Source organism: Acinetobacter sp. YH12205 (assembly GCF_013418125.1).
Taxonomy (GTDB): Bacteria; Pseudomonadota; Gammaproteobacteria; order Pseudomonadales; family Moraxellaceae; genus Acinetobacter; species Acinetobacter towneri.
In genome coordinates, this window is record NZ_VPCQ01000017.1 from 1 (window position 1) to 26,254 (window position 26,254).

General features: G+C 42.4%; 24 protein-coding genes, 3 pseudogenes and 1 other annotated feature. Of the genes and pseudogenes, 15 read left to right on the forward strand and 12 right to left on the reverse strand.

What is annotated here, in order from left to right; all coding sequences use genetic code 11:
• The first annotated feature begins 316 nt into the window (after window positions 1-316).
• Complete coding sequence (gene adeR / locus FTU92_RS13365; protein WP_032073130.1) at window positions 317-1,045, forward strand: efflux system response regulator transcription factor AdeR; 729 nt, start codon at window positions 317-319, stop codon at window positions 1,043-1,045.
• Window positions 1,035-2,141 (forward strand): two-component sensor histidine kinase AdeS, encoded by a 1,107-nt coding sequence (gene adeS / locus FTU92_RS13370; protein WP_032073131.1) that lies wholly within the window; start codon window positions 1,035-1,037, stop codon window positions 2,139-2,141. The genes adeR and adeS overlap by 11 nt, the downstream gene beginning before the upstream one ends.
• A gap of 103 nt (window positions 2,142-2,244) precedes the next feature.
• Here adeS and FTU92_RS13375 read toward each other — a convergent pair whose 3' ends face one another.
• The 3 genes from FTU92_RS13375 to FTU92_RS13385 form a co-directional block, all read right to left on the reverse strand.
• Window positions 2,245-3,759 carry an MFS transporter gene (locus tag FTU92_RS13375; protein ID WP_032073148.1) on the reverse strand — a complete coding sequence of 505 codons (1,515 nt, stop codon included), beginning with the start codon at window positions 3,757-3,759 and terminating at the stop codon, window positions 2,245-2,247.
• A 113-nt stretch (window positions 3,760-3,872) separates the two neighbouring features.
• Entirely contained in the window at window positions 3,873-6,977 is a 3,105-nt protein-coding gene (locus FTU92_RS13380) for a multidrug efflux RND transporter permease subunit (RefSeq protein ID WP_270915313.1), read from the reverse strand.
• The gene (locus FTU92_RS13385) at window positions 6,974-8,137 is read right to left on the reverse strand and encodes an efflux RND transporter periplasmic adaptor subunit (RefSeq protein ID WP_032073150.1); all 1,164 of its coding nucleotides are present in this window, start codon (window positions 8,135-8,137) and stop codon (window positions 6,974-6,976) included. The genes FTU92_RS13380 and FTU92_RS13385 overlap by 4 nt, the downstream gene beginning before the upstream one ends.
• 426 nt (window positions 8,138-8,563) lie before the next feature.
• Here FTU92_RS13385 and FTU92_RS13390 point away from each other — a divergent pair, with 426 nt between their 5' ends.
• Window positions 8,564-9,160, forward strand: a complete 597-nt coding sequence (locus FTU92_RS13390) for a LysE family translocator (protein ID WP_074163998.1) — start codon at window positions 8,564-8,566, stop codon at window positions 9,158-9,160.
• Window positions 9,161-9,187: 27 nt separating this feature from the next.
• On the opposite strand, the gene FTU92_RS13395 is transcribed toward FTU92_RS13390, so the two are convergent.
• The 3 genes from FTU92_RS13395 to FTU92_RS13405 all read right to left on the reverse strand — a co-directional run bounded on the left by FTU92_RS13395 (window position 9,188) and on the right by FTU92_RS13405 (window position 10,721).
• Window positions 9,188-10,006 (reverse strand): AraC family transcriptional regulator, encoded by an 819-nt coding sequence (locus FTU92_RS13395; RefSeq protein WP_032073151.1) that lies wholly within the window; start codon window positions 10,004-10,006, stop codon window positions 9,188-9,190.
• Between the two features lie 130 nt (window positions 10,007-10,136).
• On the reverse strand, window positions 10,137-10,418 hold the full coding sequence (locus FTU92_RS13400) for an addiction module antidote protein (protein ID WP_000985610.1): 282 nt from the start codon (window positions 10,416-10,418) through the stop codon (window positions 10,137-10,139).
• Window positions 10,419-10,721: a type II toxin-antitoxin system RelE/ParE family toxin gene (locus FTU92_RS13405; protein ID WP_154320144.1), complete on the reverse strand. Its 303-nt coding sequence runs from the start codon at window positions 10,719-10,721 to the stop codon at window positions 10,419-10,421. It lies immediately after the preceding gene.
• Window positions 10,722-10,970: 249 nt separating this feature from the next.
• Here FTU92_RS13405 and FTU92_RS13410 point away from each other — a divergent pair, with 249 nt between their 5' ends.
• The gene (locus tag FTU92_RS13410) at window positions 10,971-11,180 is read left to right on the forward strand and encodes a hypothetical protein (RefSeq protein WP_004976362.1); all 210 of its coding nucleotides are present in this window, start codon (window positions 10,971-10,973) and stop codon (window positions 11,178-11,180) included.
• Between the two features lie 249 nt (window positions 11,181-11,429).
• Window positions 11,430-12,884 carry a SulP family inorganic anion transporter gene (locus tag FTU92_RS13415; protein WP_026438532.1) on the forward strand — a complete coding sequence of 485 codons (1,455 nt, stop codon included), beginning with the start codon at window positions 11,430-11,432 and terminating at the stop codon, window positions 12,882-12,884.
• Window positions 12,885-12,994: 110 nt separating this feature from the next.
• Here FTU92_RS13415 and FTU92_RS13420 read toward each other — a convergent pair whose 3' ends face one another.
• The gene (locus tag FTU92_RS13420; RefSeq protein WP_004969304.1) at window positions 12,995-13,285 is read right to left on the reverse strand and encodes an addiction module antidote protein; all 291 of its coding nucleotides are present in this window, start codon (window positions 13,283-13,285) and stop codon (window positions 12,995-12,997) included.
• Window position 13,286: 1 nt separating this feature from the next.
• Window positions 13,287-13,583, reverse strand: coding sequence for a type II toxin-antitoxin system RelE/ParE family toxin (locus FTU92_RS13425; protein WP_004647749.1), 297 nt, complete (start codon window positions 13,581-13,583; stop codon window positions 13,287-13,289).
• Between the two features lie 216 nt (window positions 13,584-13,799).
• On the opposite strand from FTU92_RS13425, the gene FTU92_RS14130 reads away from it, so the two are divergent.
• On the forward strand, window positions 13,800-13,925 hold the full coding sequence (locus FTU92_RS14130; RefSeq protein ID WP_004969301.1) for a hypothetical protein: 126 nt from the start codon (window positions 13,800-13,802) through the stop codon (window positions 13,923-13,925).
• 93 nt (window positions 13,926-14,018) lie between these two features.
• Here the strand turns inward: FTU92_RS14130 and FTU92_RS13430 are convergent, their stop codons facing one another.
• Window positions 14,019-15,101, reverse strand: coding sequence for a hypothetical protein (locus FTU92_RS13430; protein ID WP_004969299.1), 1,083 nt, complete (start codon window positions 15,099-15,101; stop codon window positions 14,019-14,021).
• Between the two features lie 168 nt (window positions 15,102-15,269).
• On the opposite strand from FTU92_RS13430, the gene FTU92_RS13435 reads away from it, so the two are divergent.
• From FTU92_RS13435 to FTU92_RS13455, 6 genes and pseudogenes are all read left to right on the forward strand, one after another.
• The gene (locus FTU92_RS13435; RefSeq protein ID WP_179989167.1) at window positions 15,270-16,595 is read left to right on the forward strand and encodes an ISNCY family transposase; all 1,326 of its coding nucleotides are present in this window, start codon (window positions 15,270-15,272) and stop codon (window positions 16,593-16,595) included.
• Between the two features lie 466 nt (window positions 16,596-17,061).
• Window positions 17,062-17,628 (forward strand): recombinase family protein, encoded by a 567-nt coding sequence (locus tag FTU92_RS13440; RefSeq protein WP_006581699.1) that lies wholly within the window; start codon window positions 17,062-17,064, stop codon window positions 17,626-17,628.
• A 182-nt stretch (window positions 17,629-17,810) separates the two neighbouring features.
• Window positions 17,811-18,783: pseudogene (locus FTU92_RS13445) on the forward strand (IS3 family transposase).
• Window positions 18,100-18,216 (forward strand) — a sequence feature (AL1L pseudoknot). It overlaps the preceding pseudogene by 117 nt.
• 151 nt (window positions 18,784-18,934) lie before the next feature.
• On the forward strand, window positions 18,935-20,149 hold the full coding sequence (floR, locus tag FTU92_RS13450; RefSeq protein WP_000214122.1) for a chloramphenicol/florfenicol efflux MFS transporter FloR: 1,215 nt from the start codon (window positions 18,935-18,937) through the stop codon (window positions 20,147-20,149).
• Between the two features lie 27 nt (window positions 20,150-20,176).
• Window positions 20,177-20,476: pseudogene (locus FTU92_RS14205) on the forward strand (LysR family transcriptional regulator); the annotation flags it as partial.
• 3 nt (window positions 20,477-20,479) lie between these two features.
• On the forward strand, window positions 20,480-21,160 hold the full coding sequence (locus tag FTU92_RS13455; protein WP_109354582.1) for a LysR family substrate-binding domain-containing protein: 681 nt from the start codon (window positions 20,480-20,482) through the stop codon (window positions 21,158-21,160).
• A 197-nt stretch (window positions 21,161-21,357) separates the two neighbouring features.
• Here the strand turns inward: FTU92_RS13455 and FTU92_RS13460 are convergent.
• A pseudogene (locus FTU92_RS13460) lies at window positions 21,358-21,585 on the reverse strand (IS4 family transposase); the annotation flags it as partial.
• 89 nt (window positions 21,586-21,674) lie between these two features.
• On the opposite strand from FTU92_RS13460, the gene sul2 reads away from it, so the two are divergent.
• The 3 genes from sul2 (at window position 21,675) to FTU92_RS13475 (ending at window position 23,351) form a co-directional block, all read left to right on the forward strand.
• Window positions 21,675-22,490 (forward strand): sulfonamide-resistant dihydropteroate synthase Sul2, encoded by an 816-nt coding sequence (gene sul2, locus FTU92_RS13465; RefSeq protein ID WP_001043260.1) that lies wholly within the window; start codon window positions 21,675-21,677, stop codon window positions 22,488-22,490.
• A gap of 86 nt (window positions 22,491-22,576) precedes the next feature.
• Entirely contained in the window at window positions 22,577-22,825 is a 249-nt protein-coding gene (locus tag FTU92_RS13470) for a phosphoglucosamine mutase (protein ID WP_071830581.1), read from the forward strand.
• Between the two features lie 61 nt (window positions 22,826-22,886).
• Window positions 22,887-23,351 carry an ATP-binding protein gene (locus FTU92_RS13475; RefSeq protein ID WP_071830580.1) on the forward strand — a complete coding sequence of 155 codons (465 nt, stop codon included), beginning with the start codon at window positions 22,887-22,889 and terminating at the stop codon, window positions 23,349-23,351.
• A gap of 73 nt (window positions 23,352-23,424) precedes the next feature.
• On the opposite strand, the gene mph is transcribed toward FTU92_RS13475, so the two are convergent.
• Together mph and FTU92_RS13490 are read right to left on the reverse strand one after the other, a co-directional pair.
• On the reverse strand, window positions 23,425-24,312 hold the full coding sequence (gene mph / locus FTU92_RS13480; RefSeq protein WP_071830579.1) for an Mph(E)/Mph(G) family macrolide 2'-phosphotransferase: 888 nt from the start codon (window positions 24,310-24,312) through the stop codon (window positions 23,425-23,427).
• A gap of 673 nt (window positions 24,313-24,985) precedes the next feature.
• On the reverse strand, window positions 24,986-26,254 hold a 1,269-nt coding region (locus tag FTU92_RS13490), incomplete at its 5' end, for an IS91-like element ISVsa3 family transposase (RefSeq protein ID WP_179989166.1).

Genomic DNA, 26,254 nt, shown 5'->3' on the forward strand with positions numbered 1-26,254 from the left:
TAAGTTCTTTATCCGACATAGACACCAACATATCAAACCGTCCGCTAAGAAAATTGCAACAGCGCATATTCTAAAAGCGGACATTTTTACTTTGGAGAAACCGGACATTTCTATTTTGGAGTTACAACTCTCGTTTCGTATAACAGCCATTATGTTAAATGAATGATAATTGACATTTTGTTCATTAATACTGATATGCAACGAATTTTATTATATGTCACCCCTCAATTACAAATATAAATGACTGCTCGTCTAATCATCTCCATTACACAATTAAATGTTAAAATGCATAGCTACTTCATCTAAGATAAAATATATGTATCCAAATCTACAGCACAGCTTCGAAAACAGCGTCATTCTCGTTGTAGAAGATGATTATGATATTGGTGACATTCTTGAAAAATACATAAAAAATGAAAACATGCAGGTCATCCGTGCATTGGATGGACAACAAGCTTTAGAGTGCCTAAAAGCCAACTCTATCGACCTGATTCTCCTTGATATTAAATTACCCAAACTAAATGGCTGGGAAATTCTACAAATCATCCGTCAAACAAGTCATTTACCTGTCATTATGCTGACTGCCTTAGATGATCAAGTGAATAAGATCATGGGGCTAAAAATGGGTGCTGATGACTTTATTATTAAGCCATTTAACCCAAACGAAGTGATTGCACGAATACAAGCCGTACTTAGACGAAGTACAAGCCAAAATATGGAAATAACTAATATTATTCGTTATAGAAATATTGAAATTAATCCAGATCATCATCAAGTTTACATTTCAAATGGTCAAAGAAATCAGTTGCTCAACCTTACGTTAACTGAGTATAAGATACTGTTTTTGATGGCAAAAACACCGAATAAAGTCTTTACACGTAATGAATTGATCCAAAACTGTATGCCTGAAAGTGATGCTTTAGATCGCACTGTAGATAGCCATATCAGCAAATTACGCAAAAAACTTGAAGAAAATGATGTAAATGGCTTATTAATCAATGTCCGTGGCGTGGGGTATCGCTTAGATCAAAATCATGAAATTTAACTTTTTTAAAAATTCTGTTGGAATTAACTTCCAGTTTATTATCATGATGAGCCTATTCAATTTAGGCATTACGCTGTTATCTTTCATGATTGGCTATTTTGTTTATAGCTGGGCGATAAAAATAGGTTTTCTAAATACACAAGTTATTAATTCAAATGAATTTTCAGTTACCTCCGTTGACTTTATCTGGCTGTTTTTAGTGCTATTAACAGGCTTTTTTCTTTCTACTATCCTCGCCTTTAAATATGGAAAACGCTATACACAGCCAATTAGTGATTTAGCAGATGTTATTCAACAAATTCAACAAGGCAATTTAGCACTCAGAATTAAACAGCCACATCATGATATTCCACATGAAATCAAGTCTCTTATTGAGAACTTCAATGAAATGGCAAACCAACTTGAAGTATCAGTTAAGAATTCAACTGTTTGGAATGCTGCAATTGCACATGAATTACGAACACCTGTGACAATATTACAAGGTCGCTTGCAAGGTATTGTCGATGGTATATTTATTGCCGATAAAGCTTTACACCTAAGCTTATTGAACCAAGTCGAAGGCTTATCTTACCTTGTGGAAGATTTACGGACACTGACACTTATTGAAAATAAACAATTACGATTAGAACTAGAAAAGACCAATTTAAAAAATAGTATTGAAAAATGTCTGCAGATGTTTAATGAACGGTTTCATGTTAAAGGTTTAACTATTGTTTTAAATTTGACGGATAAATTGGTTTGCGTTGATATAAGAAGGATGGAACAGGTCTTTATTGCATTGTTCTCTAACTTTCTAAGATATTCGAATGCTGGAAAAATAAATATTACATCTGTAACCACAGCAGAACATTGGGTATTGACGTTTGAAGATGAAGGTCCTGGTATTGATGAATCGCATCTTAAACACCTGTTCAAACCCTTCTATCGACTGGAAGACTCTAGATCATGTCTAGATGGCGGTACTGGATTAGGCTTGGCAGTGATTGATGCAATTATTGAAGCACACCAAGGTCATATTTATTATTCTAAATCCAAAAACTTAGGTGGCAGCTGTTTTACTATTCAACTAAATCGTAAGACATCAACTCATTTATAATGTGTTAAGTTCAGATTAATACGGCTTAATTTAAACCATAAATTTAAGATAAATTGATGTCTGAACTTAACCATTCTGTTTGATGATCCTCAAATAAATTTCATCACAATGAATTCTCATCTCGATATTTAGCTAGCATAAAAAATACCACAATGGAGAGTATCCCGATGATAATCCCTGCTGTTAATAATAAATTAACATGAGCTGAACTGAAGGCAATTTTACCTGCGTTAATCAATGCTGTACCTTGTTCAACGGGTAACTGGCTCGCCACTAAATAGGTATCACCAATCGAAAGTCTGGCTTTTTCTGCTAAAACAGCAGTTAAATCTGACGGCACTTGAAGATGACTGCCAAATATATAGGCCATGAAAACACCAAATAAAGTAATACCTAGTCCTGTACCCAGTTCATAACCTGTACTTTCAAGTGAACCTGCCGCACCGCCCTTTTCTGCAGGTACTGAGCCCATGATCGCAATGGATGAAGCTGTTAAACCAATACTCAGTGTTAATCCAATCGAAGCTAAAATAAAGGGAACGATGATTCCCGGATGATGAAAATCTGAATAACTCAAACTGACCAACGCAATTGCTGCCAATATTAATGACATGGTCGCAACCAGACGGAGTCCAAATTTATTGGATAAAAAACCAGCAATAGGCCCGCCAATAGCGGCCGCAACCATAATCGGAACCATAAAAAGACCGGCTTGCAGCGGTGTTAAACGAATGACATATTGCAGCTCCATTGCCAAAGTTAACTCAACCCCTGCCAAAGCGCCTGCAGCAACCATTGCCATAATAATGCCGGCTAAAATAGCAGGACGTGAAAATAGCGAAAGATCTAGCATCGGCTGAGGAGAATTCAGCTGTTTGCGTACAAATATGGTTAATAAGCCGATAGATAAAACGACCAAAGGCAAGACAATCAACAACGACTGTTTACCGCCTAAGCCTGCTTTTAGTGCATATACAAACGAAATCAAACCGACAATCAGCAATAGCGCTTGACCAAATGCCCAATGTCCAGGGGTTATAGCTTCTTTTCGGGACAATAAGAAATAGCACATTGGTGCGACAACCAGCATGATTGGGACGTTAATCAGGAAAACTGAACCCCACCAGAAATATTCTAACAATCCCCCACCAATGAGCGGTCCAATGGCGGCACCGGCTGATCCGATTGTGCCCCAAATACCCAGCGCAATGGCACGTTCGCGACTGTCTTCGAAGGTTCTGCGAATAATACCCAATACACAGGGCATAATCATGGCACCGCCTAATGCTAATAAAGCACGTGCGGCAATCAGCATAGAAGCCGTTTGGGAAAATGCCGCAAGGACTGAGGCAATTCCAAATATAACCAAGCCAATCAGCAGAATCTTACGATTGCCGACACGATCAGCCAAAGTTCCCATCGGAACTAAAAGTCCAGCCATAAGTAATGGATAAATATCAATAATCCATAAGACTTGGTTACTTGTGGCACTCAGCGATTGGGTTAATGAGGGAACCGCAACATGCAGTACAGTCATATCAATCACAATCGGCAGAAATGCAAGCACGACAGCGAGCAATATCCACCAGCGTTTCGGATCAAGATTGGTAGCTTTCATGATTAAACCTATATTGATGGTTTATTAAATCAATTCTGAAATAAAGATGTAAATGAAAGATTTGTTGTGGGCTAAACTCGTTAACCCACAGCTTTTATTCTCAGTTTTGATGCTTAATGTGCCGCTTTACGTTTCGAGAATTTCTCAACCATGCTCATGACGACAATAAAGAAAATCGGTACAAAAATAACAGCTAGAATTGTTGCGCTGATCATGCCGCCAAAGACGCCTGTACCAATCGCTTTTTGAGTTTCAGAACTAGCGCCACTGGCAATGACTAAAGGAATAACGCCACAGGTAAATGCCAAAGATGTCATTAGGATTGGACGTAAGCGCAATTTAGCGGCTGCAACGGTTGCCTCCACTAAACCCATTCCTTCTTCTCTTAGTGCTTTTGCAAACTCAACAATCAAAATAGCATTCTTTGCAGATAGACCAATAATCGTGATCATGCCGACCTTAAAGAAAATATCATTTGGCATACCACGTAACATTACTGCTAAAAAGGCGCCAATCAACCCTAGAGGGACAACTAGCATCACAGAGAATGGAATTGACCAGCTTTCATAAAGCGCTGCCAAGACAAGGAAAACGACTAACATCGACAACAGTAATAAAAACAAGGTTTGTGATTCCGACTGTTTTTCTTCTAGAGAAATCCCAGTCCACTCATAACCCACACCTTTCGGAAGTTGTTCAATCAAATTTTCCATCTCAGTCATGGCTTGTCCTGAAGATATACCTGCTGCTGGACTGCCAGAAATACTCAATGATGGACGACCGTTGTAACGATTGTATTGTTGTGGGGAATGTTGCCAAATTGGAGTAATTATTTCAGACATTGAAACCAATTTACCGCTTTGACTGTTCACCTTAATCTGAAGAATATCTTCAATACTCATGCGTGATTTGGCATCAAGTTGCACAATGACTTGCTGCATACGGTCATGATTTGGAAAATCATTGATATACATCGAACCCATTGAGGTTGAAATAATATCGGTCACATCACTGAAATTAACACCTAATGCCTGCAATTTATCTCTATCAATTTTAAGCTGTACAGAACTGCCATCTGGCAAACCTTCAGGATAGACCTCCGCCACGATTTTACTTTGTGCTGCTAATGCTAAAAGCTGATCTTGTGCTTCTCTTAAAGCAGGCATGCCAATATTGCCACGATCTAATAATCTCAGTGAAAAACCAGATGAGTTACCCAATTCATCAATTGCTGGTGGTAACACAGACATGGTTTGACCTTCTGAACTTTCAGCCATCGCTATATTGGCATTATTCACGACTTCTTGTGCCGTAATAGTACGCTCTTCGAATGGCAATAGATTGGTAAAATACATCGCTGTATTCTGACCAGATCCACTAAAACCAAAACCTAAGACCGCCATATTGTCTTTAATCCCCGTTTCTTGGTCTAAATAATTTTGAAACTCAGCAACGACTTTACGGGTACGTTCTTGAGTTGCATCCGCAGGAAGTTGAATCGAAGTCATAAACCACCCCTGATCTTCTTCTGGCATAAACGCAGTCGGAACGTGTTTAAAACTAAAAATCAGCACAATGACAATGCCTAAGAAACATAACATTGCGAGGGTTTTATGTTTAATTACTTTAAATAAACTGCGTTCATAGCGATTGTTCAGCTTCTCAAAACTGCGATCAAACGATGCAAAAACACCCTTTTTCTGATGGTCTTGATCAATCGGTTTTAACATCGTTGCACATAACGCAGGGGTTAATGTCAGTGCAAGGAAAGCTGAGAATAAAATTGAAACCGACATGGTAATGGTGAACTGACGATAGATAATCCCCACTGAGCCTGACGCCAATGCCATCGGCAAGAATACAGCGGCTAACACTAAGGTGATGCCAATAATCGGATTGGTAATTTCCTTCATGGCTTTAGATGTGGCTTCAACTGGAGATAAGCCTTCTGTCGCCATAATGCGTTCAACATTCTCAATGACCACAATCGCATCATCGACAATAATCCCGATCGCAAGCACCATACCGAACATGGTCAGCACATTAATCGAAAAACCAGCAAGCAGCATGACTGAGAATGTGCCAAGCAATGCAATCGGTGCAACAATCGCCGGAATTAAGGTGTATCGAACATTGTGTAAAAAGATAAACATGACAATAAAAACTAATGCCATAGCTTCAAGCAATGTCATGATTACTTTTTCAATCGAGATTTTTACAAAAGGTGCAGTGTCGTAAGGTATAGAGAATTTCATACCATCAGGCAGTGCTGAACCTAACTGTTCAATTTTCGCTTTAACACCTTCTGCAGTCTTGACAGCGTTGGCACCAGGACTCATTTGTATCGCCACAGCTGTAGAGGCTTTGCCATTTTCTAAAATCGCAAAGTTATACATCTGTGCCCCGATTTCGACACGAGCGACATCCGACAGTCGAACATTGGCGCCATTTTGTTGAGCACGTAAACTAATTTTCTTGAATTGCTCTACAGTTTCTAATTGACCTTGAGCAGTTAAAGGAATAGTAATTTGTTGCCCCGTCAAAGCAGGAACATCACCAATACGACCTGGTGATATCGGCAAGTTTTGGTTTTGGATGGCTGTATTCACATCTTGAATACTCAATCCATAAGAAACCAAACGATCTGGATCGACCCAAATCCGCATGGCTTTTTCAGCACCAAAATTTTGGACTTTACCAACACCGTCAACCCGCTTTAATTCTTCAATCACATAGCGAGTCATATAGTCACTGACATCAATTTCACTATATTTGCCATTCGGTGAACTTAAGCCCACCATCATTAAAAAACCAGACGACGCAGCATCGACCATCAGCCCTTGTTGTCGCACTGTTTGAGGTAAGCGTGACTCAATGGCTTTAATTTTGTTTTGCACATCAATTTGTGCAAGTTCTACATCTGTACCTGGTTTAAATGTTGCGGTGATTGTTGCTGTTCCAGAACTATCTGAACTTGAACTGTAATAAAGTAAGTTTTTGACACCTGACATTTCCCGCTCAATCAAGGTCACAACACTATCATTCAATGTTTTTGGCGTAGCACCTGGATAGATTGCCGTAATACTAATCTGTGGTGGCGCAACACTTGGGAATCGTGCAATAGGTAACTTGGGGATGCTTAGTACACCCAACAGAATAATAAATAAAGCAATCACCCATGCAAAAATAGGACGCCTAATGAAAAATTGGGACATTATTGCTGTCCTCCATTTTCCTTAATATTTGTAGGTTGCCACTGCTTAATTTTTAATTTTTGCTCAGGCTGTATACGATCAGCCCCTTCAACAATGACTTTCTCACCTGCTTGTAACCCTTGTTTGATCACATAGTTATTTTGATAACGTTGACCAAGCTGAACAGGCTTGCTTTGCGCTAAACCTTTTTGATTAACAATCGTAACATTGGCTTTACCACTAATATCATGTTGAATCGCTTGTTCTGGAACTAGGAGCGCATTTTCAACTTGAGCTCGGCTCATATTGACTCGAACATACATGCCTGGCAAAAGTTTTTGATTTTCATTATTGGCTAAAATACGGATTGTGACATCACCCGTATCAGGATCAACTTTAGTATCCGAAAATAGGATTTCACCTGTAACGTTATAAGGTTTACCCTGACTATTTAGGATTTCAACCGTATGTTTGGTATTTGACACGTCACCTTGCTGTAAAGCTTCCTGTAGTTTTTCATAATCACTAATTGATTGCTTTACATCAACATAGACTTTATTAATCTGTTGTATTACGGCCATTGCATTAGTATCACCTTGACCAACTAATGCACCCTCAGTCACTAAGATTTCACCAATCGTTCCCGAGATAGGGGCTGTAACAGTCGCATATTTAAGATTAAGTTGTTGTCTGCTTAACATGGCTTGCATTTGCGCCACATCGGCTTTTGCTTTTTGATAATCTGCTTCGGTATTGTTGTATTCCTGCTGACTAACCGCATTTACTTTTACTAATTCAGTGTAGCGTTTTAACAGCACCTGCAAACGTGTCACCTCAGCTTGTGCACGGTTTAAAGTGGCTTGATTGCTTTTTACATCTGCCTGAAATATTTCAGAATTCAATTTAAAAAGCGGTTGACCTGCTTGCACATAAGAGCCTTGCTTAAAAAGTACTTTATCAACAATTCCACCTACTTGCGGGCGAATTTCAGCAATACGGTAAGCGACAACACGGCCTGGAAGATTTTCAATTAAATTCATGGAATGCGGTAATACCGTGATGGTACTGACAACCGCTGGTGGCATTTCTGTTGGGGACTGTTCAGCATCTTTGGCTTGTGTACAGCCGATTAAAAGTACAGTTGTAATAAGTATTGAACCTATTAAATGATAATGTGTTGACATGCTTTTTCAGAGGGGGGGTTTTAGATACTACTATTTTGAAATAGCAGTGTTTATGAATTGCTGATGTTGTGTGGAGATTGTGTGGAGATTGTGTGGAGAGATTAAAAGATTTATTTTTTAATGACACGCTTAAACAGCGTGGCTTGTAAATTAGTATAAATAATTTTGTTGTTCTACAATTTTGATCGTATCTTAGTTTTTTCTCATAGTTCATGAACTTTAAAATTCTAAACCAAGACTAATATTTATATAAGCAATTGAAAATACAATACATAGTTTCTTTATACACTTATGAAGTGAACTTTAGGTGAACATAAGTTAAATAGAAATTTTTAATTAGTTCAGCACAAACGTACAATCTTTAAGGCCTATAACTCGATACCGTTCTCTCTTTGATGTTTATTGCTATCTAATTGAGTGAACTCTGTGGAAATATTTCTTTATACATTAAGCGTTATGTATAGCCCAGGCCCTGTAAATTTTATGGGGCTAAATTCTGGCCTTACAGGTCAATTAAAAAAGACTATAGGATTTTACCTAGGCATTGGTTTCGCCATGTTGATCTTATTCGTATTGTTTGGCTATATAGGTGAAGCTGTTATTCCACATGGATTGATTCATTATATTGCTTTAGCGGGTGCAATTTATACATTCTACTTGGCTATAAAAATGATTAGGGCGAATGTAGAAACAACTCAACAGCAAGAAAGCCATCTAACATTCTTAAATGGCTTATTTATTCAGTTATTAAATCCAAAAGCCATTCTCGTCATTCTACCTGTTACGACAATTATGTACCCTGCAGCCAAAATCACAGGAATCATGATCTTGATAGTTTCTTTACTGATTTCACTTGGTGCTGTTGGCGCACCATTCACCTATGCTCTGGTTGGAAAAGTATTAGGCAACAAAATTGCTAATCCTATCTGGTTTAATCGGCTAAATAAGCTGATGGGTATACTCTTGATTTTATCAGGGCTTTTTATGTTCAAAGATTTTCTTAATGGAATAAATCTGCTGTAGGACAAATTAGCCGTTCAAATCGAACGGCTATCTTTTAATATTTATCATTTTCCATTGAGTGGGAGTTAAACCAAATGTTTTTATAAAATGTCTGGTCATATGACTCTGATCAAAAAAGCCTGCATTTAAAGCAGCATTAACAATAGACTCCCCTTGAGCAAGGTAGAACTTAACTGTTTCTAAGCGACGCATGATCATATAACGGTGTGGGCTAGTTCCAAATAATAATCGGAAATCACGAGAAAGGCTCCAGCGGTCACGATCAGCATGTTTCTCTAAATCTGACAAACTTAAGTTTTCATGTGGATACGCCAAAATACACTCACGCGCTCTCTCTGCTGCCTTGTAGTCAAATTTTTTGTTTTGGTTAGATGAAGTATCTGAAATTTCACACAGTGTAGTTGCCAAATCAAATAGAGCATCTTCCTCTTCTAGGGTATCCATATAATTATTTATATTATTTAGAAAGCTATCCATTGCCCTAAACAGGCGAATATCATTACTTAAGCCATGTCTGATAAAAGGCAAAGGTTTACCCTTTAAAATGGTTTGGATCATCGCTGGTTCGATGTAAATCATTCTATAGCGATAGCCATCTAATGTTCCTGATTCACCATCATGCTTTTCATCCGGGTGTAGAACCATAGTCATGCCTGGCAAGCTATGTTGCAATGTACCTTTGTAATGAAAGTTTTGAACTCCGGAAAGAGTCCTGCCAATAGCATAAGTATCATGTCGGTGAGGTTTATAAGCATAATTGGAAAGAAATGCTTCAATTCTTTCTAATTTATGATTTTGAGTGGGGGATCTCACAATCCAATTATTTCCACTGGAGAAATCAGGCATAATTGATGGCCAATTTTTCGTAGATTCTATTGTAGATTATTTTTCACTTTTCCTAAAATTAACATAATACACGTTATACGAAGTTGAAATGAAAAATGGAGCTTAAAGCTCCCTTTTTTACTAGTTTTTTTTAAATTGCTAAGCGTAAATTCAGTGCTTTTACGACTTTAATAACAGTATCAAAGCTTGGATTTACATCGCCAGAAAGTGCTTTATAAAGACTTTCTCGACCTAAACCAGTGTCTCTTGATAATTGAGCCATTCCTTTAGCTTTAGCAATATTACCTAAAGCTTTTGCAATGAATGCCGCATCACCATTAGATTCATCGATACAGGCTTGTAGGTAAGCTTGCATATCTTCTTCTGTTTTAAGATGTTCAGCACTGTCCCATTTGCGAAGTTTGATAGCCATTTACAGCTCCTCCTCTAAATCTTGTGCTAATTGTAGGGCAAGTTTTATATCTTTACTTTGCGTAGACTTGTCTCCGCCTGCTAAAAGAATAACGACCCTTTGCCCTTGCTTACAGTAATAGATCCTGTAGCCAGGTCCAAAGAAGAAACGTAATTCAGAAACACCTTCACCTACTGGTTCAGTATCTCCAAAGTTTCCATCTTCAACCCGATCAATTCGGACTTGTATACGTCTTTTTGCCTGCAGGTCTTTTAACTTAGTAAACCAGTCATCAAAGACTTCAGTGGTATATATTGAGTACATAAGAGTAATGTATCCTATAGGATACATTCATGCAAGAAATAAACTTGAATGTATGGGGCTACAACAGAATTTCGTATAACCACCATTATGTTAAATAGATAGCAGTTGGGAGATTATTTATTCTTTCAATAGACAAAAACTTGCGGAATTTTTCTTAATTTGTAATCCTTGCGGCCAAGGGTGTCTAGCGTAGCTAAGACAGGTATTCGTTATAGTCGGGCCGCTATAATACGGATGACGAGTGCCTGTATGTTTAACCTAAATATCTTTAACAAGATCTCTAGCGAAGTATTGACCATCAAAAATGATCTTGAGCTGAATTCTGAAAATCAACTGATAACTAAGTATAAGACTTCTACTTCTGAAGATTATAAACAGGCTATTGTTTTGATTTTTAAAGAACGTGGCTATACACGTTTGGAAATAGGTCAATTACTTGGGGAGCCAAAAGCTTCATAAAATACCGATTAAACAAAGCTTGGATATAACATCCAGGCTTTATAAAAAAGTACCTAGCTGTTACCCTTGTCCTGATTTTTTTACTCTAAAACGTTCTTTCATCTTATGACACTTACGCCACCTTAAGTTTATTTATCGTCTTAAATCTGTAAATAACTCATCACTGTCTAGTGATGTGGTGTAGTCGTTTGTGTGTTGTATATATCACATCACTAGCCTATCTGAAAAATTAAAAAACAGGCTATGTTTATGTTATCTAATGTCCGAGAACAGTGGTTCTCTAACATCCGTGGGGATGTACTTGCCGGATTAGTCGTCGGTCTTGCACTCATCCCTGAAGCCATCGCATTTTCAATTATTGCAGGTGTAGATCCTAAAGTTGGTCTATACGCATCCTTCTGTATTGCCGTCGTGATTTCTTTCGTAGGTGGTCGTCCTGCCATGATTTCAGCAGCCACTGGTGCAATGGCGCTGCTTATGGTCACATTGGTCAAAGAGCATGGGCTTGAATATCTGCTGGCAGCAACAATTTTGACAGGCGTGATTCAAATATTGGCAGGCTATTTAAAGCTCGCCAAGTTAATGCGGTTTGTATCTAAATCTGTGGTTATTGGATTCGTAAATGCGTTAGCGATCTTAATTTTCATGGCTCAATTGCCTGAACTGATTAATGTGACCTGGCATGTATATGCTTTTGTTGCTTTAGGTTTAGCAATTATTTATCTATTCCCTCTGGTTCCCAAATTAGGAAAATTACTCCCTTCTCCACTAGTCTGCATCATTGCAATCACATTATTGGCAATCGCTTTAGGAATTGATGTACGGACCGTGGGCGATATGGGGTCTTTACCTGACACACTTCCAATGTTCTTGATTCCAGATATTCCTTTGAATATTGAAACATTGATGATTATTTTGCCTTATTCAGTCGCACTGGCGGCTGTAGGTTTACTTGAATCGATGATGACAGCAACTATCGTGGATGAAATGACTGATACGCCAAGTGATAAATATCAGGAATGTAAGGGACAAGGGATTGCGAATATTGCTTCTGGCTTTATGGGTGGCATGGCCGGTTGTGCAATGATTGGTCAATCTATGATTAACGTAAAATCAGGTGGCCTTACACGCTTATCAACATTCTCTGCGGGCATTTTTCTTCTTATTCTGGTTGTATTTATCAGCGACTGGCTCAAAGTGATTCCAATGGCTGCATTGGTAGCGGTAATGATAATGGTCTCTATCAGTACCTTTGAATGGAGTTCTGTCACTCAGTTAAAAGATAATCCTAAGAGTAGTAATATCGTCATGATTGCGACGGTGATTGTAGTTGTTGCTACGCATAACCTGGCTTTGGGTGTGTTAACAGGCGTATTACTTTCAGCCTTGTTCCTGGCGAATAAACTTGAAAATGATATCCAGGTGACAGCATCTTTTGAAGGAATGGCCCGTTTATATGAGTTGAGAGGTCAGATCTTCTTTAGTTCTTCTGAAAAATTCATGCAAGGTTTTGACTTTAAAGAGGATGTAAAGGAGGTGATTATTGATTTGACCCATTCTCACATTTGGGATGTAACATCAGTCGCCATGCTTGATTCTGTTGTAAATAAATTTCAAAAGAATGGTGCGAATGTCACAGTACGTGGTCTAAATGAAGCCAGTTCGATCATGATTGATAAGTATGGGACACATGCCAGAATTTAAGTTTTAAAAATTCTATATTTATATAGAATTTCTAAAATTAACATAATACACCTTATACGAATCTAAAAATGGGAGCCTTTAGCTCCCATTTTTACTATATTTTTAAAGTTTTAAGCGTGTTGTACTGTGAGTTTTAAGCCTAAAGCATTTACTACACGATTAATCGTATCAAAACGTGGTGCTGAATCCTGACGTAGGGCTTTGTAGAGTGCTTCACGCCCAATCCCTGCTTCTTTAGCGATTTGAGTCATGCCACGAGCTTTAGCAATAACACCAAGTGCATGGGCTAATTCAGCTGGATCATTTTCTTCAAGAACCATATTGAGATACATCACAATGTCTTCTTCAGTTTTGAGCGACTCAGCCATATCAAAACTTGGTAAATCAGCGACTTTAACCATTTTAATCCTCCAATGTTTTCGATAGTTTGACTGCCCGATCGATGTCTTGTTGTTGAGTTGATTTATCTCCACCACCAAGCATTACAATCACAACGTCACCATGTTGGATGTAATACATCCTCCATCCAGAACCGAAGAATTCTCTCATTTCCCAAACGCCATCTTGGAGAGGTTTAATGTCTCCCCAGTTTCCACGTTGAACCTTATCTAATCGACGATTCAGGCGGATACGGGTCATATTGTCTTTAATGCCATCCAACCATTCATCAAATTCTGGAAGACGTTTAATTTCAATCATGAGGATTCCTTATCTTCTCACTATATTGTATTCGATCGAATACAATATGCAAGTAATTTATACGAACATCCATTAATTTCGTATAACACCATTATGTTAAATACATAATTTTTTTGGTTAAAATTTAAACTTTTTTACTGTTTTTCAGGCAAGATGCATATTTTTTTGAAGCCATACTTTCCTTGTCAGATGTTCAAACATTTTAAGGAGAAAGCAATGACACAAACAGCGAATGATCAACGTGCTACAGTAAAAAATCCTAATAATATTCAACATGCGCAGAATCAGGACAACCGTAGCCGACAATTGAATCCTAATCATAAACCTACGAAATCTAAATAAGGATGAAAACTATGAGCACAGCAGGTTGGCCTAGTACTACTGGAAATCCATCAGGTGGTGGCCGAGACAATAATCCACCTCGTAAATAAAAATTTATTTATCTTGTAATATCAATTCAGAAGGCCAAAGATATTGGCCTTCTGAAGGATATTTCTTCAGGAAGGCTTCCCATATCACGATAAAATCTTCTGATGTAGCTAACGTAGAAACGCTGGCTGTTTTTTGAAAATGTTTATAATAAAAGTCTTGCCAAAAATATATTAACCATAGGCCAGCTATGGCATTAATACTTTCAAACCACTTATCTTCTGGAAGTTCATTTTTCAGGAATAAATAATTCTCTTCTGAGACTTGTTCATAAATTTCATCATTTTTAAACTCACCATAAGGTAGACCTAGGAACTCATAGACTTCATTCAAGTAGCATAGTCTTCTGTTTTCTCTAACTTTTTTAATTAGTTGTATAAATTCTTTAATTTGTTCATCTTCGAGAGAAGGATCTAACCATTGCTCAAAACCATTAGTTGGAGGAATAGTCTTCAGAATCTCGACTTTATGTCCTTTTGTTGCTTCAAACTTTGCATTTATCTTTAAGATAAATAAAAGAAAATCTGTAAAAGTTTTTGATGGGAAGTATGGTCGTTTATTTTTAAACTTAAACTTTAATGCTTGGTTTAGTGAGATTGATTGGAATCCCCACTTCTTAGAAATTAAATGATCTAAGTGAATTAAAATTAGCAGTATATTGACGCCAGAATTTCTAAGCATCTCATGACTAATAATATTCTTTAAATCACCGTTAAAGCTAAAGTTATTTACCAGAAAATCATGTAGTTTGCAGACATCTTCATATAAAAAATTATTTTTTTCTAATTCTGAAAATAGCTTTATATGCTCATTCCAATAAAAAAAATCGTTATTCTTAATTGGATATAGTTCTAAGATTTTTAAGCAGTATGCAAAATTATAGTTTTCTTCATCTACAGCTAAAGAAGTTGCTGAATTAAGTACGAAAAACCCCATTTCTGAAGCAAATTCGGATTTAATTTTAACTTTAGCTATTTCATCATTTTTAAATGGAACATTAGTATATTTTTTCTCAATTTTACCTAGTTTCTTAGCCAGGTTTTTATCCATATTTTTCAATATTAAACAGTAGAATTCTAAAGGATTCATGGATGCCCTAATTTTTTAAAAAATCTAAAATTAACATAATACACCTTATACGAAATGCGTTTGTAACTCCAAAATAGAAATGTCCGGTTTCTCCAAAGTAAAAATGTCCGCTTTTAGAATATGCGCTTTTGCGATTATCGAAGCGGACGGTTTGATATGTTGGTGTCTATGTCGGATAAAGAACTTAAACGATTGTCGGTCGTGCAGGAAATCTGCGATCAACGCATAACTCAATCCCAGGCTGCTCAGCTACTTCATATTTCAGAACGTCAGATCAGGCGTTTACTGCAAAAATACAAAGCTCAAGGCCCAGCTGCATTAGCCCATGCCGGTCGTGGTCAAACCAGCAATTCCAGGCTTCCTGAAGAACTCAGGCTCAAGTGCCTCAATATGGTTGCTGAGCAATTCCATGGTTTCGGACCCACTTTAGCGCATGAAAAGCTGACTACCATTCATGGATTCGATATTTCAGTGGAAACCCTGCGTTCCTGGATGATTGCAGCCGATTTATGGATTCCTCGCTCCAAACGCCTGAAACGCCCATATCAGCCTCGTTATAACCGGGACTGTTATGGTGAACTGATCCAAATTGATGGCTCACATCATGACTGGTTTGAAGGAAGAGCCCCTAAATGCTGTCTATTGGTGTTTATCGATGACGCCACAGGAAAATTGCAGCACTTACGCTTCTGTGAGTCAGAATCAGCCTTTGACTATATGATTTCAACACGTTTGTATGTTGAGCAGCATGGTAAGCCTTTAGCCTTCTACAGCGATAAACATTCAGTCTTCAGGGTGAATCAAAGCAGCAAGAAAGACACCAAGATTACGCAATTTGGGCGCGTACTCAGCACCCTGAATATCGATATTATCTTCGCTAATTCACCACAGGCCAAAGGCCGTGTAGAACGAGCCAATAGAACGCTTCAGGACCGTCTGATCAAAGAAATGCGCCTGGAAGGCATCTGTTCGATTGAACAAGCGAATGCCTGGCTACCCTGCTTCATTGAGCAATTCAATCAGAAGTTTGCCAAGATGGCCTTTAATCCCAAGGATCTACACCGGACTGTCACTGAAACAGCCGAAGAATTAGATGATATTTTTACCTGGCGTGAACCCCGCAGAGTCACGAATAGCCTGACGATTACTTATGATAAATGCGTATATCTCCTGGAAAACACGGAAGAAAACCAAAGATTGATTAGTAAGTATCTTGAGTTCCTGGAATACCCGGATGGTACAGTCGCGATTGAATATCAGGGAAGAAAAATCAATTACAGCATCTTCGATAAATTAAGTCAGCTTAACCAGCGAGAGATTGTTGAGAATAAACGTTTAGGTGCAGTTCTCAATCATATTCAACAACAGCATGAAGAATTGGAACAGCAAAACAAACGTAATCGTTCTCAATCTATGCCAAGCAGACGTGCACAGAAGACAGTAATCAAAGAACGAAATCTGAATCCTGTGCTTGACTTGGAAATGTCTGTATAGGACATTTCTATTTGGTTTTAAGGTAGGACATTACTACTTAGGAATAACAGCGTTATAATTCTCTATAGAAATCAATGCTGTAGTTTCTAGTTGATAGCCCATCTTCCCCAAGGTGGGCTTTTTTTATGATTTTTCACGTTCCACGCTTATTATTTAATCAAAAGACCTCTTGCGAAAGTATAGTTTATCTAATTTTTGAATTGGCTAAAACCTCATAAAATATAGCTTTTGGCTGCTTAAAATTTGACTAACGCAAGAATTCTAAAGTTTCTCAACTTTGATTAGCTCAAATAAATACCATTTCTCTTTTTCTAGGTCTCTTTAAATCACGAATTATGTAACTATAGAGTATAGCCTAACGGAACAAAATAAAGTCTTAAAAAGCAACTCAAAAACCGTATTTATAGACTTAATATTTAATTTCGGTACAATATGTATTTAATTATCTAAACTCTAACGGTACAGAATGCCTAATCAGGTCGGATATATTCGAGTCAGTTCAACTGAACAAAATACTGAACGTCAATTAGATGGAATCAGCCTGGATAAGACCTTTACTGAAAAGGCAAGCGGTGGTAGCCGTGAACGTCCTCAGTTAAATGCAATGCTCGACTATCTGCGTGAAGGTGATACGGTGCATGTTCATAGTATTGATCGTCTGGCACGTAATACAAATGATCTGAACGAAATTGTGAATAGTCTGAATGATCGTGGTATAACCATTATTTTTCATAAAGAGAATTTGACCTTCAGTCATGATGTAGCACAATCGGCAATAAATAAACTCATGTTTCAGATGCTTGCTGCATTTGCAGAGTTTGAACGCTCCATGATCCGTGAGCGTCAAAAGGAAGGAATTGCAAAAGCCAAAGCGAAGGGCTTATATAAGGGAAGAAAGCGGAAGGTTGACTATGTTGAAATACGAAAAGCAATGGCTGAAGAAAATTCAACATTTAGAGGTGTTGCAGAAAAGTTTAAAGTAGGGATAGCAACAGTACAAAGAGCTTTAAAAGAAGAAACTAATAATCAATAAGGTTGATTAATGAAGACGCTTAGATATTCAAATTTAGAAAAGATCATGACCATTTATACTGAAATTTCTACTTATATTACATTTCATAATGCGACTGGTTTAACAGATATAAATAAATCAATGGAAGATTTTTGAACCGTACCGGGTTTGTCGGAGACCAAGCTTTCTGAGAGAATGTCCCGATGAAAAAAGTAAAATATACCCCTGAAATCAGAGAAAGAGCGGTTCAATTATTGATTGAATCCGAGAAAGATTATCCATCGAATTGGGCTGCGATCACCGCTATTGCTCCCTGAGCAGTATACTGCGCAAGGGTTGTACTCCTGAAACACTACGTGTTTGGTATCAAAAATATTTAGATAAACAAAATCCAGTTAAAGTACAGCAGCTTTCAGACCAAGAACGTATCAAACAACTCGAACGCGAAAATAAAGAACTGCAACGCGCCAATGAAATTCTACGTAAAGCAGCCGCTTTTTTCGCCCAGGCGGAGCTCGACCGCCCACACAAATAATGGTGGATTTTATCCATAATAATAAAGAGCTGTACGGAGTCGAGGCGATTTGTAGAATTTTACCGATCGCACCTTCAACCTATTACCGGACTCTAGATCTCTGTGAAAATCCAGAACATCGAGCAAAGCGAGATTTACATGACTTGCATCATGCTGAGGAGATTAAACGAATTTGGAAGGAAAGTTCAGGTCGGTATGGTGTACGTAAAGTCTGGCAAAAACTGAAACGTGAAGGCTATATTATTGCGCGCTGTACTGTTGCTCGATTAATGCAAAAGCTAGGTATAAAAGGTGTTTGGCGTGGTAAGAACAAACAAACCACCCGTAGCCGAGATGATCAAAAACGAGCGGATGACTTGGTAAAACGTAATTTTACTGCTGATCATCCTGACCAACTGTGGGTGAGTGACTTTACGTATATTCAAACAAATTCAGGCTGGGTTTATACTGCATTTATTATTGATGTGTTCTCACGAGCAATTGTTGGATGGAAAGTATCGACACGGATGAATACAGATATGGTGCTCGATGCATTGGAGCAAGCATTTAGGGCGGCAGAGGGGGCTGGAACGCTGAGTGCGCCCATGCCGCATTGCAAAGCAAAAGATAATCGGATAAAATGTAGCAATTCATATTCGTAAGCGTGGAGTAATCAGATGGGAAATTCCAAGTCAGCAGACAAGTAAGCCGCAACAACCAGTATTGTTGTTGCGGCGCTCTGTAAGGCTAGTCTCATCTGATTGCTGACGAGCAGACGTCGCCCGGTATTCCTTAATCGAGGGTTGATTCGTCATGACCACCACACGCCCCGCGTGGGCCTATACGCTGCCGGCAGCACTGCTGCTGATGGCTCCTTTCGACATCCTCGCTTCACTGGCGATGGATATTTATCTCCCTGTCGTTCCAGCGATGCCCGGCATCCTGAACACGACGCCCGCTATGATCCAACTCACGTTGAGCCTCTATATGGTGATGCTCGGCGTGGGCCAGGTGATTTTTGGTCCGCTCTCAGACAGAATCGGGCGACGGCCAATTCTACTTGCGGGCGCAACGGCTTTCGTCATTGCGTCTCTGGGAGCAGCTTGGTCTTCAACTGCACCGGCCTTTGTCGCTTTCCGTCTACTTCAAGCAGTGGGCGCGTCGGCCATGCTGGTGGCGACGTTCGCGACGGTTCGCGACGTTTATGCCAACCGTCCTGAGGGTGTCGTCATCTACGGCCTTTTCAGTTCGATGCTGGCGTTCGTGCCTGCGCTCGGCCCTATCGCCGGAGTATTGATCGGCGAGTTCTTGGGATGGCAGGCGATATTCATTACTTTGGCTATACTGGCGATGCTCGCACTCCTAAATGCGGGTTTCAGGTGGCACGAAACCCGCCCTCTGGATCAAGTCAAGACGCGCCGATCTGTCTTGCCGATCTTCGCGAGTCCGGCTTTTTGGGTTTACACTGTCGGCTTTAGCGCCGGTATGGGCACCTACTTCGTCTTCTTCTCGACGGCTCCCCGTGTGCTCATAGGCCAAGCGGAATATTCCGAGATCGGATTCAGCTTTGCCTTCGCCACTGTCGCGCTTGTAATGATCGTGACAACCCGTTTCGCGAAGTCCTTTGTCGCCAGATGGGGCATCGCAGGATGCGTGGCGCGTGGGATGGCGTTGCTTGTTTGCGGAGCGGTCCTGTTGGGGATCGGCGAACTTTACGGCTCGCCGTCATTCCTCACCTTCATCCTACCGATGTGGGTTGTCGCGGTCGGTATTGTCTTCACGGTGTCCGTTACCGCGAACGGCGCTTTGGCAGAGTTCGACGACATCGCGGGATCAGCGGTCGCGTTCTACTTCTGCGTTCAAAGCCTGATAGTCAGCATTGTCGGGACATTGGCGGTGGCACTTTTAAACGGTGACACAGCGTGGCCCGTGATCTGTTACGCCACGGCGATGGCGGTACTGGTTTCGTTGGGGCTGGTGCTCCTTCGGCTCCGTGGGGCTGCCACCGAGAAGTCGCCAGTCGTCTAACCGACGACTGGTAGCAGGCCCGCTCCGATGCGGCGCACTAACCATCGAAACCTCGTGAATGTCGGTATCCTGTCTGGCAGGATACCGCTCATTTCCCTTGTTCAGTTCATCGCCGTCGCCGAGCATCTGAATTTTCGGCATGCGGCCAAGGCACTTGGTATCAGCCAGTCGAGCGTCAGCGCGCGTGTGAAAGCGCTGGAGGATAACCTTGGTGTCCTGCTATTTGAGCGCCATGCGCGGGGCGTTCGGCTAACAGACGCAGGCAGGCACTTCATGGAGCGTGTCACGGCGGGTGTCGATCAACTCGATCACGCAGTGAAGACCGCAGGCATGACAGCTCAAGGAGAATACGGCCGGCTTCGCATCGGCATCCATGCCTTAATCCCACGCAGCTTTCTCACGGAGCTGATCCGTCATTATCGGGAAGAACATACGGGCATTGAGGTTGAGATCACCGAAGGCACAGCCCGCGATGCGGTGATGCAGCTTCGTGCTGACCAGCTCGACGTGGTGTTCGTCGCGGGCAAGCCCGAGATGCCCGACTGCCATACCCGACCGATCTGGACCGAACCGCTGGTGGCCGTGCTATCGGATGGGCATCGCCTCGCCGGGCAGTCCGCAATCACTTGGTCCGATCTGGTCGGCGAGACTTTCATTGTTCGCTATGGTGGCACCGGCCCGCAGGTCCATGACCATATCGTGCTGCGCCTTGCCGGGCGTTGGCCCGCACCGTCGATCCGGCGCTTTGATGTGGGGCGCGACACGCTGCTATCTATGGTCGGACAAGGCTTCGGCATCACTATCGTCGGCGAGGCAACGTCATTGTTGCCGACGACCGGCATCGTCTTCCTGCCCTTCCTCGATGAACCGGAGCCGGTTGCCTTTACAGCCGTCTGGTCGCCGTTCAATCGCAACTCCGCACTGAAAAATCTACTCAACCTCGCAGGCAAAATGAAGCGTGACGGCGATTCGCCCAATCGTTTCCTGGATGGCACTCGACCGGCACGATAACGGCACAGGCGATCCATCCTATTTGCCGCCGATAGTATCCGGCAGCCCTCCGGCATCCTCTTTCCTGTTGCCCGTCCCGATTTTGCCTACTCTCTGATCGGCTCCGTCTCTTTTGCCGACTGGAGCCTGCATTGCGCGGAGGCCGAATCCTTTGGGGTCAGATCGCCGTAGTCATCACCATCGTTCTGGTGATGACACTGAGAAATTTGACGATAATCAAAATACTGACCTGCAAAGAAGCGCTGCATACGTCGATAAAATGATTGTGGTAAACACTTGATGGGCAAGGCTTTAGATGCAGAAGAAAGATTACATGTTTGCTTTAAAATAATCACAAGCATGATGAGCGCAAAGCACTTTAAATGTGACTTGTTCCATTTTAGAGATTTGTTTAAGATAAGATATAACTCATTGAGATGTGTCATAGTATTCGTCGTTAGAAAACAATTATTGTGACATTATTTCAATGAGTTATCTATTTTTGTCGTGTACAGAGATTATTATAGAAGCCCCCATGAATAAATCGCTCATCATTTTCGGCATCGTCAACATAACCTCGGACAGTTTCTCCGATGGAGGCCGGTATCTGGCGCCAGACGCAGCCATTGCGCAGGCGCGTAAGCTGATGGCCGAGGGGGCAGATGTGATCGACCTCGGTCCGGCATCCAGCAATCCCGACGCCGCGCCTGTTTCGTCCGACACAGAAATCGCGCGTATCGCGCCGGTGCTGGACGCGCTCAAGGCAGATGGCATTCCCGTCTCGCTCGACAGTTATCAACCCGCGACGCAAGCCTATGCCTTGTCGCGTGGTGTGGCCTATCTCAATGATATTCGCGGTTTTCCAGACGCTGCGTTCTATCCGCAATTGGCGAAATCATCTGCCAAACTCGTCGTTATGCATTCGGTGCAAGACGGGCAGGCAGATCGGCGCGAGGCACCCGCTGGCGACATCATGGATCACATTGCGGCGTTCTTTGACGCGCGCATCGCGGCGCTGACGGGTGCCGGTATCAAACGCAACCGCCTTGTCCTTGATCCCGGCATGGGGTTTTTTCTGGGGGCTGCTCCCGAAACCTCGCTCTCGGTGCTGGCGCGGTTCGATGAATTGCGGCTGCGCTTCGATTTGCCGGTGCTTCTGTCTGTTTCGCGCAAATCCTTTCTGCGCGCGCTCACAGGCCGTGGTCCGGGGGATGTCGGGGCCGCGACACTCGCTGCAGAGCTTGCCGCCGCCGCAGGTGGAGCTGACTTCATCCGCACACACGAGCCGCGCCCCTTGCGCGACGGGCTGGCGGTATTGGCGGCGCTGAAAGAAACCGCAAGAATTCGTTAACTGCACATTCGGGATATTTCTCTATATTCGCGGTTCAGCAGGCATGTCCCCTTTGAGGGCGACCCGACGACAGGATAATCGACCTTATGGTGCGCAAATATTTCGGCACAGACGGTATTCGTGGCAAAGCCAACGAAGGCGCGATGACGGCGGAAACCGCCTTGCGCGTCGGCATGGCGGCTGGCCGTGTCTTTCGTCGCGGTGACCACCGCCATCGTGTCGTGATCGGCAAGGATACGCGCCTGTCGGGCTATATGCTTGAACCCGCGCTCACAGCCGGTTTCACCTCGATGGGCATGGACGTATTCCTTTTTGGCCCGCTGCCGACAACGTAATAGGAAGAATAAACGCCCTTTTCACCCAAGTCCAAATTAATTTGCCGATTCCATAATCAGGGTGTATTACAATTCCATAGAGTTTTTCAATCCAGGTGGTTTAGCTGATAACTTAACGATTGATCAGCTTCTTCGTGAAGATTACTCGCCATGGGCGCGCAATAAAAGGATATCTGCCACGTTCAAAGAAGCGCATTTTATTGAAAAATATGGGTCAGGCATCAAACGAATCCAAGAAGGCTTCGCATCCTATGGTCTGCGTCCCCCTGTCTTTGAAAATTTCCAGCACGGTTTTCGAGTTATTGTCTCATCAAAGCTACTTTTCGAATCTAATGAGGGAGTAAGTGAGGGAGTAAATCTACTATTTAATCAGATAAGAACTAATCCAGGAAAGCGTGCACCATTTTTAGTAAACGAGCTATTAGTTCCTGTCAAGATAGTAGAGCGGTGGCTCAAAATCTTAAGAGATGATCATAAAATCGAGTTTCGAGGAGCTCCTAAAAGTGGAGGATACTGGCTAAAATAGAAATCAATGATACTCTTAAGTGGCACCAATCGAACTCCTATTTTAGCATTTAAAAAAGTATCCTCACATCATTTTATTGAACAATACCTAAGGCTGCTCTGGCGGCATTGATATGATTATCGTCGTTGCACTCTACCGCAAAAGCGCCATATGCTAATGGAGCTGCAGCAGCCCTCTCTATAGATTGTTCGTAGAGCCTATCCCATATCGTTCCGCCTTGTTTAGCATACTCCGTTATCAAACTCTTCAGGCTATCCTCTCCAAAAACCGATACGTGACCAGAAAAGTCCAGTGCAGGATCACCCATATGCGCAGTAGACCAATCTATGATACCAGAGGTCTTACCTTCCTTCGAGGTTAAGACATGCCCTGCATAGAGATCGCCATGGATGAAACAAGTGAATTCAGGCCACAAAGGGTCATTGTCCAACCATCTACGGTATCTGTTTTCCAACGGCTCGCTGATACCTATCTCAGATTTCACCAAGTGGATACGGTCAGCTATTTCGGTCCTCAATTCACTTGGAGTCATTATTTTCAAGTTGCTCTTTCTCACATCGTCAGCTGTAATACGATGTAATTCGGCCAATGATTTTGCCAGAGACTCCACATAAGCTATGCTATCGCGATCTATGTTCCAAGAAACCTCATGTGTTATCGCATCGAATGTCAGAGCAGGCGCATCCTCCAGTAAAGGGTAGGCTATTAGGCGCTCCGATACAATTTTCCAATCAGGGACATTGATCGACAGGTTTCTTTTGGCTAAATCCAATATTCTACTTTCATTTTCGATTTGTTCAAGCATATCGCTTCTTCGAGGTATACGGAGTACCCAGTTCTCACCGTTTACTTCCTTTACAAAGGCAACTCTAAAGTCGATGCCCATCTCATTGACGCTCATCTCTTCCGAAATTCTCAGCCCATGCTCTAGGGCTAATGTTTGCATATCTTCGATTGTCATTTCTATACTGTTTTCTTTTATTAAATTGGTACCAGTTCCCCCGACAGGACATTCTGAATGTCATATACAGGTGTAACACTTTACCCATATTCTTTTCGTATGGATAACACTTCCCATCAGGGAACAAAAATCTGATACATGAATTAATTGTGAGACAGTAGACCTACTGTCGCATTGAAGCCATCTCGGCGACTATTTGATTAGGAAAACCAAGGCTTTGCCATCATAGCCTTATCATAGAAGTATAACATAGTTGTAAAGATAGAAAATTATTTTTTATTCATCCATGATGTTATTATTTTATAATAACATCATCTAAACATGTCCTGTCGCTCTTTTGTGCTGTGATATTTCATACCTATTAACTGCTTTCGTTTGAATTATACGACGTTCTACTCACAATAGGGCAAGGGTTACTCATTCCGTAGGATGCGGTTCACGTATAGGAAGAATAAACGCCCTTTTCACCCAAGTCCAACAGCTTTGGACCGCAGTTGACTCTTTCGACACCCCTGCGATGCAACCCAATCCGGCTGACGGGGAGCCAGCAACGCTGAAAATTTACCCTCCTCTTTCCCACTAGCGGCTCCTTTTCCGACAACCAGCACGGCGGATCCCTGCCGCGGCGCTGTGAACGCAGCATTTTGATTGGTATCGTTGGCCTTCAGGCTCGTCAGTCAAACAGACCCAGGAGCAGCTCAGCCGGTGGCGCCCGGCTTTCGGGTAACGCCCTGGTCCCGCTGGTTTCGGCTTTGTGCTTCAGGTGATCAAGGATCTGCTTGATCACTATAGGGTCTTCAATGCAGGCGATGACTTTCATGGCGCCGCCGCAGCCGCTGCAGGTCTCGATGTCGATATTGAAAACACGCTTGAGCCGTTGCGCCCATGTCATCGACGCTCGCCGTTGTGCTGGTGTTGCCGGTTCATCAGCCACCCTGACCTTGTTGCCCCTGCCCCGTTTTGCCGGCGTGACCAACGCCCGGTGCCGACTGTTGGGTGCGAACACCCCGTGGAAGCGGGTTAGGTTGACTCTGGGCTTCGGTACCAGGGCGGCCAGCCTTGCAATGAAATCCAATGGTTCGAAAATGACGTGCGTGGTGCCGTCCCGGTACGGCGTCTTGAGCTGGTAGCGCACGTTGCCGCCTCGTGTTAACGACAGCCGCTTCTCGGATACCGCCGGGCGGCTGATGTACCGGCACAGCCGTTCGAGCTTCTTGCGTTCATCGGCCCTGGCCGCCACGCCGGCGTGCAGGCTGGACCCGGCTACCTTGCCAATCCCGTCACCGAACGGATCACCACTGGTCGGCAGAGTTTGCAAAGTGAACACCTTTCGCCCCGCCTGTGAACCGACAGCGATACGGTAAGTGATCGAGTGCCCCAGCAGGGGTGTCATCGGGTCGTCATCCACCGCATCCGAGGCCAGATAGCTGTTTTCGACATCCCGTTCCAGCAGGCCTTGCCGTTCCAGATAGCGACCCACCCGGTGGGCGATGGTGTGCGTCAGCTGGGTGAGCTCTGGGCTGGTCGGCGCCTTGACCCAGCGGAAACGCGCTGAGCCGTGGGATTGCTCGACATACACACCGTCGAGAAACAGCATGTGGAAGTGAACATTCAGATTGAGCGCCGATCCAAAACGCTGGATCAGGGTGACCGCGCCCGTCTTGGCCACTTGGTGGGTATGGCCCGCTTTCTTGACCAGGTGCGTGGCAATGACGCGGTAAACGATGCCCAGCACCCACCCCATGATCTCGGGCCGGCTGGCAAACAGGAAACGCAGCTGAAACGGGAAGCTCAACACCCACTGACGCATGGGTTGTTCAGGCAGTACTTCATCAACCAGCAAGGCGGCACTTTCGGCCATCCGCCGCGCCCCACAGCTCGGGCAGAAACCGCGACGCTTACAGCTGAAAGCGACCAGGTGCTCGGCGTGGCAAGACTCGCA